The 13,686-nt window shown below is 39.7% G+C and carries 14 protein-coding genes and 5 tRNA genes; 17 read left to right on the forward strand and 2 right to left on the reverse strand.

Features of this window, described 5'->3' with window-relative positions; translation table 11 throughout:
* Window positions 1–80: 80 nt before the first annotated feature.
* Window positions 81–1,754, reverse strand: coding sequence for a glutamine--tRNA ligase/YqeY domain fusion protein (locus GKR92_00465; GenBank protein ID QMU60249.1), 1,674 nt, complete (start codon window positions 1,752–1,754; stop codon window positions 81–83).
* Window positions 1,755–1,862: 108 nt separating this feature from the next.
* On the opposite strand from GKR92_00465, the gene GKR92_00470 reads away from it, so the two are divergent.
* Complete coding sequence (locus GKR92_00470) at window positions 1,863–2,369, forward strand: DUF3465 domain-containing protein (GenBank protein ID QMU62674.1); 507 nt, start codon at window positions 1,863–1,865, stop codon at window positions 2,367–2,369.
* A gap of 2 nt (window positions 2,370–2,371) precedes the next feature.
* On the opposite strand, the gene GKR92_00475 is transcribed toward GKR92_00470, so the two are convergent.
* A complete protein-coding gene (locus tag GKR92_00475) occupies window positions 2,372–2,965 on the reverse strand; it encodes a transglycosylase SLT domain-containing protein (GenBank protein ID QMU62675.1) in 594 nt (197 codons plus the stop codon).
* Between the two features lie 210 nt (window positions 2,966–3,175).
* On the opposite strand from GKR92_00475, the gene GKR92_00480 reads away from it, so the two are divergent.
* From GKR92_00480 to rplA, 16 genes are all read left to right on the forward strand, one after another.
* Entirely contained in the window at window positions 3,176–4,021 is an 846-nt protein-coding gene (locus tag GKR92_00480; protein QMU60250.1) for a biotin--[acetyl-CoA-carboxylase] ligase, read from the forward strand.
* On the forward strand, window positions 4,018–4,764 hold the full coding sequence (locus GKR92_00485; GenBank protein ID QMU60251.1) for a type III pantothenate kinase: 747 nt from the start codon (window positions 4,018–4,020) through the stop codon (window positions 4,762–4,764). Before GKR92_00480 ends, GKR92_00485 begins: the two co-directional genes overlap by 4 nt.
* 36 nt (window positions 4,765–4,800) lie before the next feature.
* Complete coding sequence (locus GKR92_00490; GenBank protein ID QMU60252.1) at window positions 4,801–5,553, forward strand: hypothetical protein; 753 nt, start codon at window positions 4,801–4,803, stop codon at window positions 5,551–5,553.
* A 137-nt stretch (window positions 5,554–5,690) separates the two neighbouring features.
* Window positions 5,691–5,766: transfer RNA gene (locus tag GKR92_00495), tRNA-Thr, on the forward strand.
* 332 nt (window positions 5,767–6,098) lie between these two features.
* A complete protein-coding gene (locus tag GKR92_00500) occupies window positions 6,099–7,550 on the forward strand; it encodes a hypothetical protein (protein ID QMU60253.1) in 1,452 nt (483 codons plus the stop codon).
* Window positions 7,551–7,651: 101 nt separating this feature from the next.
* Window positions 7,652–8,401, forward strand: a complete 750-nt coding sequence (locus tag GKR92_00505) for a hypothetical protein (protein QMU60254.1) — start codon at window positions 7,652–7,654, stop codon at window positions 8,399–8,401.
* Between the two features lie 29 nt (window positions 8,402–8,430).
* Window positions 8,431–9,321, forward strand: coding sequence for a DUF3445 domain-containing protein (locus GKR92_00510; GenBank protein ID QMU60255.1), 891 nt, complete (start codon window positions 8,431–8,433; stop codon window positions 9,319–9,321).
* Window positions 9,322–9,584: 263 nt separating this feature from the next.
* A tRNA-Tyr gene (locus tag GKR92_00515) sits at window positions 9,585–9,669 on the forward strand.
* Between the two features lie 60 nt (window positions 9,670–9,729).
* Window positions 9,730–9,803: transfer RNA gene (locus tag GKR92_00520), tRNA-Gly, on the forward strand.
* A 160-nt stretch (window positions 9,804–9,963) separates the two neighbouring features.
* Window positions 9,964–10,039, forward strand: a tRNA-Thr gene (locus tag GKR92_00525).
* Between the two features lie 73 nt (window positions 10,040–10,112).
* Window positions 10,113–11,303, forward strand: coding sequence for an elongation factor Tu (gene tuf, locus GKR92_00530; protein ID QMU60256.1), 1,191 nt, complete (start codon window positions 10,113–10,115; stop codon window positions 11,301–11,303).
* A 138-nt stretch (window positions 11,304–11,441) separates the two neighbouring features.
* Window positions 11,442–11,517 (forward strand) — tRNA-Trp (locus GKR92_00535).
* A gap of 57 nt (window positions 11,518–11,574) precedes the next feature.
* Window positions 11,575–11,943, forward strand: coding sequence for a preprotein translocase subunit SecE (secE, locus tag GKR92_00540; protein QMU60257.1), 369 nt, complete (start codon window positions 11,575–11,577; stop codon window positions 11,941–11,943).
* A gap of 13 nt (window positions 11,944–11,956) precedes the next feature.
* Complete coding sequence (gene nusG, locus GKR92_00545) at window positions 11,957–12,490, forward strand: transcription termination/antitermination protein NusG (protein ID QMU60258.1); 534 nt, start codon at window positions 11,957–11,959, stop codon at window positions 12,488–12,490.
* Between the two features lie 69 nt (window positions 12,491–12,559).
* Window positions 12,560–12,994 (forward strand): 50S ribosomal protein L11, encoded by a 435-nt coding sequence (gene rplK, locus GKR92_00550; GenBank protein QMU60259.1) that lies wholly within the window; start codon window positions 12,560–12,562, stop codon window positions 12,992–12,994.
* Window positions 12,994–13,686, forward strand: a complete 693-nt coding sequence (rplA, locus tag GKR92_00555; GenBank protein ID QMU60260.1) for a 50S ribosomal protein L1 — start codon at window positions 12,994–12,996, stop codon at window positions 13,684–13,686. The genes rplK and rplA overlap by 1 nt, the downstream gene beginning before the upstream one ends.

Below are 13,686 nucleotides of genomic sequence, written 5' to 3' on the forward strand. Positions count from 1 at the left end.
TTATCGGCCTTTGTCCAGCCGAGGTACGATAACTATTTCTTGGTGGTTTTGTCTGTCTTTGCCCTGTCGGGGTGCGATGATTATTTTTTGAAGGATTTATCAGCCTTTGCCCAACTATCTCTTAACGTAGTAATTCTATTAAAGACCATCTTATCTTTAGAAGTATATTTACTGTCTAAACAAAAATATCCTTGTCGTTCAAATTGCACGCGATCTCCCAAATCAATAGTTGTAGCATGTGGTTCGATCTTTGAATTTGGATGTATGGAAAGTGATCGGTTGTTCAAAGTTGATGTAATGTCTTCTGCTGCTCCTGGATTTGGCACATTAAATAATCTGTCATAAAGGCGTGTCTCTATATCTATTGCATGTTTGGAAGAAACCCAATGAATGATTCCTTTCAGTTTCTTTTTATTTTTGCCTGCACTGTCAGGGTCATATTCGCAGCGTAGTTCTATAATTTTGCCGGCATCATTTTTAATTACTTGCATGCATTTAATATCGTAAGCATTTCGTAAGCGAACTTCTTTCCCTGGGCCTAGTCGGAAATACTTTTTTGGCGGTTGTTCCATGAAGTCATCACGTTCTATATAAATGGTTTTTGAGAATGGTATAGATCGTTTGCCTTGTTCTGGATCTTTAGGGTGATTGCTCGCTGAGAATTCTTCCTCTTTATCTTCTGGATAATTCTCAATGACAACTTTCAACGGGTCGATTACGCACATTAGTCTATTTGAACGGGGATCTAGGTCTTCTCTAATGCAGTTTTCTAGCACACTCATTTCGATAAACGCATCTTTTTTTGTAATCCCGATGCGGTCACAAAATTCTCGAATTGATTCGGGCGTGATGCCGCGACGTCGCATGCCAGAAATTGTCGGCATACGTGGATCATCCCAGCCATCTACATGATTTTCACTTACCAGGAGATTTAGTTTTCGTTTGCTGCTAATAGTGTATTCGACAGATAGCCTGGCAAATTCAATCTGCTGTGGATGAGAAGGGGTGCTTAATTCATCTAGCACCCAATCATATAAGGGGCGATGATCTGCAAATTCTAGCGTGCACAATGAATGAGTGACTCCTTCGATGGAGTCTGAAATACAATGCGTGTAATCGTACATGGGATAAATACACCAATTATCTTGAGTTCTTGGGTGGGTGGCGTATTTAATGCGATATAAAACGGGATCACGCATATTGATATTGCCTGAAGCCATATCAATTTTTGCACGTAGCACATGCTCACCCTCTTTGTGTTTTCCTGCGCGCATATCAGCAAACATTGCTAAATTCTCATCTATACTTCTATTGCGATAAGGGCTTTCAATACCTGGCTCGGTTAAAGTGCCTCGTTGTTTGCGAATCTCTTCTGCGTCTAAGTTGCACACGTAAGCTTTATTTAATTTTATGAGTTCAACTGCATATTCGTATAAGTTTTCAAAATAGTCTGAGGCGTGTCTAAGTTCCGACCAATTAAATCCTAGCCATTCCACATCCTTTTTGATTTCATCGATGTATTCCTGACTTTCTTTTTCAGGGTTGGTGTCATCAAACCGAAGATTGCATTGACCTTGGTAGTCGCGGGCTACGCCAAAATTTAGGCAAATAGACTTTGCATGGCCGATATGTAAATAGCCATTTGGTTCTGGAGGGAATCGGGTGACTACCTTGCCATTATTCTTGTTATTAGCAATATCTTCATCAATGATATGGCGAATAAAGTTTGAAGGCTGTTCTGGTGTATAGCTCATGTATGCTAGTAATAGTGTAGTTAGGAATATTATATATTTATTAGCGTAATAAATTCAGAAAATAAAAAGGGAATAGAGTTGAATTCACTGTTAAAAAAAATATTAATTATGGGTGCGCCATTTTTGCTGCGGAAATTATTCCGCGGGAATAAATTATTTAAATATATTGGGTTGGTGCTATTGCTTTTAATCGGTGGGGTATGGGTGTTTTTTCAATACCCTTTCAGCTTAGCTGAGCCTGAAGTAGGTGCTAATTATCCAAGTGACTCCCAATCGGCTAATGTTAGCCAGTCAGATATTCGTTCCCTTTATGATGCACAACGGTCCGGAGTTATGGTTTCGACAGTTGCTAATGTTACACGAATTTTAAAGGATGATAATGATGGTTCCCGTCATCAACGTTTTTTAATTAGGACGCCAGATGGATTAACTCTTTTAGTTGCGCATAATATTGATCTCGCGCCACGCGTGCCACTTGGTGTAGATAGTCGAGTTTCGATCTATGGTCAGTATGAATGGAATAATAAAGGTGGGGTGCTGCATTGGACGCATCATGATCCGAATAATACTCATCCAGAAGGCTGGATCATTTATCAAGGTAAAAAGTACGAATAAGCCTAGTAGGCCGCTGTGCTACTTTTCGCTACATAATTTGCGTAGCGTTTTAAGACCTTTTTTACGTAACCTTTAGTCTCTGCATAGGGCGGGATGCCGCCGTACTTTTCTACTGCATTAGGGCCAGCATTATATGCTGCGAGCGCTAATTCCGTATTGTCATTAAATCGCGTAAGCATTTGGCTGAAATATTTTATCCCGCCGCGGATATTTTGATTGGCATTGAAAGAATCCTTTACGCCTAGTTCTTTCGCCGTAGCAGGCATCAGTTGCATGAGTCCTCGAGCGCCAACAGAAGAGATTGCTTTACGGTCAAAGCATGATTCGGTTGCAATAATTGCTTTAACCAACTTTGGATCAACCTCGTATGCGATGGAATAGGCTTCAATGGTATCTGTATAACTGCTGGCACGTTTCTCTAATTTTGTTGGAGTCATCTTTCTACACGACACGACGGCAGTGGGTCTGCCTATAGTGGCCATAAGGGTGTATTTTTCCTGTGGCATTTTTCGATCTGTTATCCAACTGGTGCCATCGTCCTCTTTATATACATAAAATTCAGCTTGAATTTGCAACGGCAGGCAAATGAGTAACATGCCTAGGTATATTGGACAATTAGCTAAAAAGCTGCTGATGTATTTGTGATTCATATATGGGAAGAGAGGTTAAGGTATGATTGTATCTAATTATTATTTTATAAATATCCTTTCCATGCTATGAATATTACCATTTATCTCGTTAAGTTCTATTTTTCTAAGGGTAAATTTCGAAACAAATGCATTCTGTGGGTATTGTCTCTTTATTAAATGGCACAAATTTTAGTTAACCCCAAGAATTGCGAAACGGTCTCTGAGCCATTGCGTGAGAAAAGTATTCGTAGGCATCTAAGTGCCCAGGATAGAGATGATATAAAATCTATACATGTCTTTCCAAATATTTCGTCTACAAATGATTATTTGCTAGAGAATGCACTAGATTGCAAGCAAGTTAGTGTGTGTGTGGCTGAGCAACAAACGCAAGGTCGAGGGCGATATGGGCATCAGTGGGTGTCTCCTGCAGCAGTAAATCTATACTTATCTATGTCATGGCCTTTGCAGGTTTGGAGGCAAGAATATGAAACGCTTAGCCTATGGTTGTTGATTGCTATTGCTGAGTTATTGGAAAAACACGGATGCAAGCATATTCAACTAAAATGGCCTAATGATGTTTGCGTGGAAGGCAATAAACTAGCTGGGATTTTGATTGAAAGAAAAGTTAATCAAACGAGAAATAATTTAATTATTGGTGTGGGTTTAAATGTTGCCATGTCCTTAAATGATAATGTGGAGATTGAAACCCCCTGGGTTGACTTAATATCTATTAAACCTGATTGGCAGTTATCAAGAAATGAGCTTGCAGCAGAGCTAATATCTTCATTTTTGAAAACCTTGGCAAAGCTCGAAGAAAACCAATTGTGTGATTTAAATAATAAGTGGCGACAATACGATATGTTGATGAATAAAAAAATCGAGTTTCTTCATAAAGAAAAAATTAATATAGGATGTGTAAAAGGAATAAACAATCTGGGTCAGATTGTTCTAGATATTAATGGTAAGTTTGAGCATATGCATAGCACATATATAAGTGAAATCAAGCCAATTGGAAACTCATAGTGAAATTATTATTAGATTTAGGTAATAGTCGTTGTAAATTTGCCATTGTTGAAAATGGCAGACTGGAACAAAACGACACACATAACTATGGGCCATTTGGAAAACTCTATAGTGTTAAGTCTTTATGTGATCAATATAGTGATGCTAGTGAAGTCATTATTAGCTCGGTGCTTAGTGCAGAAATGAATTCGCAAATTAAAGACACCCTATTAAATGATAGTGTGAAGAATATTTATTTTCTAGATCCTACAGAAAATAGCTTTGGTATAAGCCTTGCGTATGCAGATGCAAGTACATTGGGTGTGGATCGTGTTGCAGCGTTGATTGCCGTAAATGAAAAGTATTCTGGAAATAACTGTATTGTAGATTGTGGCACAGCGGTAACGATTGATGCTTTAGATGCTAAAGGGGTTCATCAAGGTGGGGTGATATTGCCAGGCATAGAAAGTATGAGAAAGACACTGATGGAAAATACTAAAATAGAAATTACTAACACGGAAGAGGCGGAATTTAATGTGTTTTCCAAGACTACGGGGAGTGCAATTCGCGCTGGTTGTATAAGTGCTGTTGTCGGTGGTATTGAGTATGTTGTAAATAGAATGGTGTCAGATTACGATGGTTTTGATCAGGTTGTGTTGACGGGTGGTGATGCTGAATTTATAGAGTCATATCTTTCTCTGCCTGTGAAATTTGATGAATCACTCGTGCTGGATGGCCTGAAAGTTGTATCACAAAATATTTAAATATATATAAATAAGCTATGGCTATGTGAAATAAGTATGCGCTCTTTATTTATACTGTTATTGGTTATCAATTTAAGCTATCTGGTGTGGGGAGTTGCTTTTTCAGAAAAAAATAATACCCCTGTTATTGTGCAACAACCTCAAGGTATGCAAACACTTATTTTGTTAAGTGAGCGACCAGACGAAACAGTTGCAAGTGTAAACATACAGTCGTTAGAAGAAGCGCCAAAAATATCTAAACCAAATGCAAAGGTGGGTAAAAAGTTATCTCCATCAATAACATCGGCAAAAACATGTTATTCGCTGGGTCCTATTTTAGATGAGAAGAACAGTATAAAGTTAGAACAAAAATTAAAGCAAAATGGGTTTGAGCCAAAACATAAATCGATTACAGATAAAGAGCCTAAATCTTATTGGGTGTATTTTCCTGCAGAAAAAACTTTGCAAGATGCGAAAGCAGTGGAAAACCAATTAAAAATTGCCAATGCGGATGACTATTTTATAATTCGCAAAGGCAAATATACCAATGCGATCTCTTTAGGGCTTTACAACGGTTATAGTCGCGCAAAGATACGAGTAGGCAGGCTAAAAAAGCTCGGGTTCAGTCCAAAAATTCAAACACGTTATAAAGAAGTGACTAGACATTGGCTAGATTTTCAAGAAACCGATCAGAAACGTCTGAAAACCAGTATTTGGGAAAAAGTACAAAAAGATGATAACCCATTACAAAAATTAGCTAGACCGTGTGCTGTTTCAGCTCCTAAGAAAACTAGCTCGTCGTCAAAGTAGTTGAAAAATTGGCTGCCCAAAAGGCAGTGTGAGACTGCAGGTCGCTAATTTTAAATTGATCATCGATTAATCTAGATATATTACTTTTTTTCACTTTGCCTGATGTAGGTAAAGGCATTAAACTCCTTGGCTTGTGTGCTGGCGTAGCTCAGTTGGTAGAGCAGCTGATTTGTAATCAGCAGGTCGGTGGTTCGAATCCTCTCGCCAGCTCCATATTAAAAAAGCCCTCTTTATGAGGGCTTTTTTAATATGGAAGTGTCAACTAAATGATGTTCATATTAGTGGTGTTGTCTTCTGCTTTATTTTTAGGTCATCTGGTTTCAGAAAGTTAACCTATATATCTTGTTTGGTTAGGTTTGTGTGTGAAGTGTTGATAGCCAGTGCTACAATTTTCTATGGAAGTTCTAAATACAACGGCTGAAATGAATCGTATATTAGTGTACAGGTCGGAGAGAAATATCAATCCTATTGTTTTGTATACAGATGCGTTTTACTGTCTTTTTAGTATTTATGCGTATAAATAATCTATTCTTTTTAAAAAAACTATGAGTATTCAGAAATTTCTACGAATAAGTTTGGTATTTCTTATTTTATTTGTAGTCCAAGGCGCGGTTAATTCGAGTTCTGATAATACAGAGAATGGCGTTGCTATATATTTAACTAAAGACATGGAGAAGCTTTCAAAAGTAACAAATCGTTATTGGAAAAAATTAAATTTCAAGTCTGAGACTTTGTCTGACTGTTTATTATTTTCAGTAAATTTAAGCACGTGTGTCGAAAACAGATTGCGTAAGGTAGTAGAAAGATTGGGTCCACAAGACAATATAATTTTAATAACAGATTTAAAGTCTGAAGCATTATTAGAAATTTTTGGTAATAAAAATGTTAGTAAGCAATTATCGCTGTTAATTTCATTTAGACCAGGGGAGTTAGATGTAAATAAGCTTGATGTACATAATCTGCATCCACCACTAGTTATTCTGGTTGGGGCAACGGATGATCGCGAAGTAATTATAGGCTCTAATAAGACTGCATTTAAATTGAGAGAGAAAGGCCTGTCAGTATGGTCAACATGGTTGACTCCTTACCCACGAAATACTAACGGCAATATTTCTATTTCAAGCCCACAGTTAACCGTAATATCTTCAAATGTTTTGGGTATAGGTGTAGATAATAATTATCAACAATTCTTAAGTGCTGAGAGAAAGTGGCAGGACCCACTTGTATCTAATGAAGAGTTTTACTCAAATTTAAATTATATTCATAAGAAACCTATTAATGAGGAGTTGTGGAATATATTGGTGAATTTTTTTTCACAAACACCTTATTACCTAAATCAATTTCCTCTTGAATCGTATTCTGCATTCGATGTTTTAAAATTCTTGAGTTATGAGCATTCTAAAGATGGCGATATGTATTTAACATTCAAGAATAAAAAAGGAAGATATTTCGTTATTGATCTAAGTGTTTATGCTAAATATAAACCAGCGATTGTTGTTGGTTTAGATCATGTGTCAAATTTGTATTCGCTTACAAGATTTTATAGAACTAAAAAATCTTATTCATGGGTTCCTGAAGATGCACCTAGGCACCAATTTGTAGAGTCCTTGGGGCCTTTTTTGTTTTTCGAGAAACCGCTTCCTGCAAATCTTAAACTGCCCTTATCACAATATGGGCAAATTATGCTTGAGACAATTGAAGTTACAAAAAACAATCCTCTAGATAGCTTTGATGACTTGGATTCAGATTTAAGTAATGTGTTGCTGGGGAATTGCATAAGTTGTCATGAAGTTTTTGGTATAGGAGGGAGGGCACATCACATTGTTGCATTAACAGGTGAAGTTGCTCCAGGATTTGGGTTACCGCTAGATTCATATGAAAATAAAGTTATGAAAAATTTTCTATATAATCAGGATGCTGTTGCAGCAGAAATTGGTGTTATTCCGAATCCAGTTTCTGGGTCTGTTGCAAAAAAAATACTGGATTACTTGTATTAGTAAGTAAATATAATAATTATATTTTTAGCTGATGTTTGGGGGATGTTCTTGCGACTATATTTTAGAAAATCTTATTTTTTATTATAAGCGCTTAATTTAAAATGTTACTAATTAAATTAAAAATTACAATTCTAATTTTAAGTGCATATATAGTGCTTAATGGTTGTGTTATTTCTAACGTAACCAAAGATACTGAGGATCCTGAACTTAAACTTCGCGCTCCATTGGATGGCATCTGGATTGGAGAATTCGATATCCGCGGGAAAGGACCATACGATTTCACTGCTGTTCATTTGCAAGATAAAGCCTACGCATTCAGTCTGAATGCAAAAGCGATGTGCGTGGGAACGCTAGAGTTTGATGGCAAACATGTCCTGAACAAGTATGTATTATTTGCGTTAGATGGTGGTCCGTTTGATTGGGCGAACCTTACAGGAACGTTCGAGGATGATGGGGAAAATCCAAAAACAATTTCTACTTATTTTAAAACGCTTAGTGGCGGTGATACTGGTGCACTTAAAGTTGCATATAGCGAACTTTATGATAAGTCATCTTCATTGGAATATTTAAAAGGCAATTGGTCTTATACAGATCGTGACCAATTGACTAGTACTATCTTTATTGATGAAGAAGGTGTTTTAACCGGCCATGATTCGGATGGGTGTGAGTATCTTGGTTACTTGGATCTCATTAATCCTCGATACAATGTATACCGTGCCAAGCTTGAAGTGATTGAATGTGGATCGGTGAATGACGAATACGAAGGAGTTGCTTTTATAAATGAAAATACATTGGCGGTACAAATCGCTAATAAAAAGTATGCGCTGTTCTATGCATTTGAGAAAAAATAATAACATCTTTACTAACAGGCAATACGACTATGTCTGTCGCAAAATACTATCCTTTTAATGGTGAGCGAGGGCGATTACGTCTTGGTCTGAGCACTATTGAATGTTCTGAATGGATTCAGTATGAAGATGATTTCGCTGATAGAATTAAAGAGAAAGAGAATCTTATAAAGGCTCAAGGTAAGAAAGTCTTGGATGCAGTGCCTGCTAGTCTTGCGGCGCAACAAGAGCTCTTGAATATCTTGCTGGATAATATACAACGCTACCATGCAGCTAGATTTGTGGTCTCTGATGGTGAAATTGCAAGCAAAAATAATAATAAACGTTACATTATCGCAAGTTATGAAAATAATCCGCTTGAGTTGGTAAGTTATTTGGTGGCAGACGATTTTTGTTTGTTAGAGGAGGTTGATGAAGATTATAAACTTGTTGCAGCATCTATTTGTGCACCAACATGGTGGACACTTGCAGAAAAAATGGGCAAGTCACTTGCAAGTATTCATGCTCCTATAGCAAATCTAGAAGAAAAAATTGGCCGTATGATTCGCCATTTTTTAAAGAACTTGAAGGTTGAAGATTGTTATCAGCGCTCAAATTGGTTTTTATTTTCGCGCCCTGATCTTTGCGTGTTCCCAAATAGTTTTGATATGTATGAAAGCATGGTTAATGTCGATCTAGAGAATATTGAAGATCGACTGTATCTGCGTAGCGAGCGACAAACTTTTCGTAGATTAGAGAACACAAATACCATTGTATTTGGCATTAAGGTGTATGTTGAGTCTATAAGCATTGTAAAAAAGCATCCTGCAATTGCAAAAGATTTAGTCATTGCGCTAAACACTATGACAGCAGAACAAAAACATGCTTTAGGAATTGAGTTTGTAGAAAATTCTCTTGTAAGTTATCTACAACAGTACTTGTAGGATGTGAGTGTTTTAAATGCTGTTGAAACACCAACTGCAATATATATGAATTCTAGCACCCAGATTTGTAAGACCTCGGCCATCAATAATTACAAGTTAGTGACTTATCTGTATTTAACTGCTTAGTCTACGAATGTTACGTAATCATTTTACGTTCGCTTAACAATGCATTAAGCTACCACCGCGTAATATTTGGGTTTGAACTATGCTGAACTTCACACTATTGACAGTTCACAGATAAGTCACACACAATATTTCACCATGGAGGGGTGGCCGAGTGGTTAAAGGCGACGGACTGTAAATCCGTTCTCTCTGAGTACGTTGGTTCGAATCCAGCCCCCTCCACCAGACATGCGCATGGCTACTATGCGCGAATTAAGTATGACAAAGTCATGCTTTCTAGTTTTTGCGGGTGTAGTTCAATGGTAGAACCCCAGCCTTCCAAGCTGATGATGTCGGTTCGATCCCGATCACCCGCTCCATAATTCTTATTGGGTACTTTCGAATTCATTATCCTAACGGCCTAGCAGCAGCGAAAGCTAATAAAAGATGATCCAATATCCATCAACTATCCCAAGAGCACTAATAAATAGTGCTGCAACGACTAAATTCTGCGTTTACAATTGCGCCCAATAATTATTTGCCCGCATAGCTCAGTCGGTAGAGCGCATCCATGGTAAGGATGAGGTCAACAGTTCGATTCTGTTTGCGGGCTCCATGAATAAAGAAGACAACTTCAAAAAATGTAGGCCCAGATAGTGGGTGAGTTAATAAATTGAGGGTAAAAGAAAATGTCGAAAGAGAAGTTTGAGCGTAATAAGCCGCATGTGAATGTGGGCACGATCGGTCACGTAGACCATGGCAAGACCACCTTAACGGCGGCGTTAACTAAAGTGATGGCCGAGGCCCAAGGTGGCGAATTCAAAGCCTATGATCAGATTGACAATGCTCCGGAAGAGCGCGAGCGCGGCATCACCATTGCAACGGCTCACGTAGAATACGAAAGCACGAATCGCCACTATGCACACGTAGATTGTCCGGGACACGCGGATTACGTAAAGAACATGATTACCGGTGCAGCGCAAATGGACGGAGCGATTTTGGTATGCAGTGCTGCCGACGGCCCGATGCCACAAACGCGTGAGCACATCCTTCTTGCACGACAAGTCGGTGTACCGTACATCCTGGTATACATGAACAAAGCCGATCAAGTGGATGACGCCGAATTACTTGAATTAGTAGAAATGGAAATCCGAGATCTACTCTCTACCTACGAATTCCCAGGCGACGACACTCCGATTGTGATCGGATCAGCGCTTAAGGCCCTAGAAGGCGACACCTCCGATATCGGTGTACCGTCGATTATCAAACTCGTAGAAGAAATGGATGCTTTCATTCCAGAACCAGTGCGTGCGATCGAAGGTGACTACCTCATGCCGGTGGAAGACGTATTCTCCATCTCAGGACGTGGCACCGTAGTAACCGGTCGTATTGAGCGTGGTGTAGTGAATGTAGGGGATGAAATTGAGATTGTAGGCATCAAAGAGACCGCCAAGACCACCTGTACCGGCGTGGAAATGTTCCGCAAACTACTGGATCGTGGAGAAGCGGGTGACAACGTAGGGGTATTACTACGTGGCACCAAGCGTGAAGAAGTGGAACGCGGGCAAGTGCTGTGTAAGCCTGGTAGCATCAATCCTCACACCAAATTCGAAGCGGAAATCTACATTTTGAGCAAAGAAGAAGGTGGGCGTCATACCCCATTCTTCAACGGCTATCGTCCCCAGTTCTACTTCAGAACTACCGACGTGACCGGCGCATGTGAACTTCCTGCAGGGACCGAGATGGTCATGCCGGGTGATAACGTACAAATGACCGTGACCATGATTGCCCCGATTGCGATGGACGAAGGCTTACGCTTTGCGATCCGTGAAGGTGGGCGTACCGTAGGTGCTGGTGTCGTGGCCAAAATTATTGAGTAAGATATAGTTTCAGGGATAGAGTGGTTGGTTAAAAACCATACTGCCTATCTCTTCTGATAGCGTAAAAATAGATTTAATCTGAGTCAATAAACACGTTATAATTTCTTGTTTGGCGATTGCTAGGCGTATATCGGTTAAAGGCCAGTAGCTCAATTGGCAGAGCGGCGGTCTCCAAAACCGCAGGTTGGGGGTTCGATTCCCTCCTGGCCTGCCATAATGTGTGAAATCTGAGCTAAATCACGAGTAACCCCTACACGTAAATTATTTTGATATGACTGGAAAAGCTGAAGCAACAACTGCAGGCGGCATGGATGTCTTTAAGCTGGTAATTGCTGCTGCAATTGTACTGGCAGGTCTAGCGGCATTTTATGTGTACGTAGATTATCCGTTGTTATATCGGGTACTAGGAATAGTGGCTGCTGTATTAGTTGCAGCGATAATTGCGTTTACAACTGAGCGTGGCCGAACACTAGCAAGTTTTATGAAAGATGCGCGTACTGAGGTACGCAAAATGGTTTGGCCAACGAGAGGTGAGACCTTGCAAACTACTCTTGTGGTATTTGTAGTAGTCATTCTTTTGGCGCTATTTTTATGGATCATTGATCGCATATTAACGGCTTTAATACAGTACGTAATCTGATAAGAGTTTATTGATGTCTATGCAATGGTATGTAGTGCATGCGTATTCTGGTTTTGAAAATCAGGTACAGCGAGCGTTAGGTGAAAGAATTGAGCGCCTAGGCATGCAGGAAAAGTTTGGCGAAATTATGGTGCCAGTTGAAGAAGTGGTAGAGATGCGAGAGGGGCAGAAGCGTCGCAGTGAACGAAAGTTTTTCCCCGGTTATGTTTTAGTAAAAATGGAAATGGACGACGACAGTTGGCACTTAGTGAAAGATTGTCCAAAAGTGCTTGGTTTTATTGGCGGTTCATCAGACAAGCCTGCGGCAATAAGTGAAGCAGAGGCTCAAAACATATTGCAGCGTATGCAAGAAGGTGTGGATGCGCCGAAACCGAAGGTTCTATTCGAGCCTGGAGAAGTGGTACGTGTTACCGATGGGCCATTCAATGATTTTAATGGCGTAGTTGAAGAAGTGAACTATGAAAAGAGTCGCATGTTAGTTGCAGTACAGATTTTTGGTCGATCGACTCCAGTTGAGCTTGAGTTTGGTCAGGTTGAGAAAGGCTAAAGAAAGATTAAAAAAGAAATTTACTCGGCAAATAAACCCGATGAATAAACAAGCGAAAATTAAAAGATAATGGCTAAGAAAGTAGACGCATACATAAAATTACAGGTTCCTGCGAGTGAGGCAAACCCAAGTCCACCAGTGGGTCCTGCGCTAGGTCAACATGGCGTAAATATTATGGAGTTTTGCAAAGCATTTAACGCGCAAACTCAAAATATGGAAAAAGGCATGCCAGTACCTGTCGTAATTACTGTCTATACCGATAAGAGTTTTACGTTTATAACTAAAACACCACCTGCAGCCATCTTGCTTAAGAAAGCAGCAGGCTTAGCTAAAGGCAGTGGCCGTCCAAACACTGAAAAAGTTGGCAAAGTAAATCGTGCGCAACTTGAAGAAATTGCGAAGACAAAAATGCCTGATATCACTGCTGCCGATATGGATGCAGCCGTTCGCACCATTGCAGGAAGTGCTAGAAGTATGGGAATAGACGTTGAGGGAGTATCGTAATGGCAAAAGAAGGAAAAAATTTACGCGCTGCGCGCGAAAAAGTTGAATTGGAAAAGTCTTACATGCCGACTGAAGGCATTAGCTTAGTCAAAGAATGCGCAACTGCAAAATTTAATGAGTCTGTTGATGTAAGTATAAACCTTGGTGTTGACCCTAGAAAATCTGAACAAAACGTTAGAGGATCAACAGTATTGCCGAATGGCACAGGTAAAACAGTTCGTGTCGCAGTGTTTGCGGAAGGTGCTCAAGCGGATGCAGCGAAAGCTGCGGGTGCAGATCTAGTGGGTTTAGAAGATTTAGCAGAGCAAGTTAAAAAAGGTGAGATGGATTTTGATATTGCTATAGCGGCACCGGATGCGATGCGTGTTGTGGGCCAATTAGGGCAGATTCTCGGCCCGCGTGGCTTAATGCCTAACCCTAAAGTAGGCACTGTATCTGCGGATGTTGCCACGGCGGTAAAGAACGCTAAAGCGGGTCAAGTGCAGTTTAAAACCGAGAAAGGCGGAGTTGTGCATTGCTCTATAGGTAGTGTGCAATTTGAAGTACAGAAACTTGAAGAGAACCTAAAAGCCTTAATTGCAGATTTAGTAAAAGCCAAACCATCTTCTGCTAAAGGTGTATACATTAAGAAAGTTGTGATCTCATCTACCATGGGTGTAGGCGTGACCTTAGATCAAACAGCTTTGGCATAG

The sequence above is a fragment of the Gammaproteobacteria bacterium genome (assembly GCA_014075255.1).
In the GTDB taxonomy this organism is placed as follows: Bacteria; Pseudomonadota; Gammaproteobacteria; order UBA4575; family UBA4575; genus JABDMD01.

Bases quoted from the DNA above. Each gene is read 5' to 3' on its own strand.
- GKR92_00465 (QMU60249.1), bottom strand. From the start codon at position 1,754: ATGAGCTATACACCAGAACAGCCTTCAAACTTTATTCGCCATATCATT.
- GKR92_00470 (QMU62674.1), top strand. From the start codon at position 1,863: ATGGGTGCGCCATTTTTGCTGCGGAAATTATTCCGCGGGAATAAATTA.
- GKR92_00475 (QMU62675.1), bottom strand. From the start codon at position 2,965: ATGTTACTCATTTGCCTGCCGTTGCAAATTCAAGCTGAATTTTATGTA.
- GKR92_00480 (QMU60250.1), top strand. From the start codon at position 3,176: ATGGCACAAATTTTAGTTAACCCCAAGAATTGCGAAACGGTCTCTGAG.
- GKR92_00490 (QMU60252.1), top strand. From the start codon at position 4,801: ATGCGCTCTTTATTTATACTGTTATTGGTTATCAATTTAAGCTATCTG.
- GKR92_00500 (QMU60253.1), top strand. From the start codon at position 6,099: ATGAGTATTCAGAAATTTCTACGAATAAGTTTGGTATTTCTTATTTTA.
- GKR92_00505 (QMU60254.1), top strand. From the start codon at position 7,652: ATGTTACTAATTAAATTAAAAATTACAATTCTAATTTTAAGTGCATAT.
- GKR92_00510 (QMU60255.1), top strand. From the start codon at position 8,431: ATGTCTGTCGCAAAATACTATCCTTTTAATGGTGAGCGAGGGCGATTA.
- tuf (QMU60256.1), top strand. From the start codon at position 10,113: ATGTCGAAAGAGAAGTTTGAGCGTAATAAGCCGCATGTGAATGTGGGC.
- secE (QMU60257.1), top strand. From the start codon at position 11,575: ATGACTGGAAAAGCTGAAGCAACAACTGCAGGCGGCATGGATGTCTTT.
- nusG (QMU60258.1), top strand. From the start codon at position 11,957: ATGTCTATGCAATGGTATGTAGTGCATGCGTATTCTGGTTTTGAAAAT.
- rplK (QMU60259.1), top strand. From the start codon at position 12,560: ATGGCTAAGAAAGTAGACGCATACATAAAATTACAGGTTCCTGCGAGT.
- rplA (QMU60260.1), top strand. From the start codon at position 12,994: ATGGCAAAAGAAGGAAAAAATTTACGCGCTGCGCGCGAAAAAGTTGAA.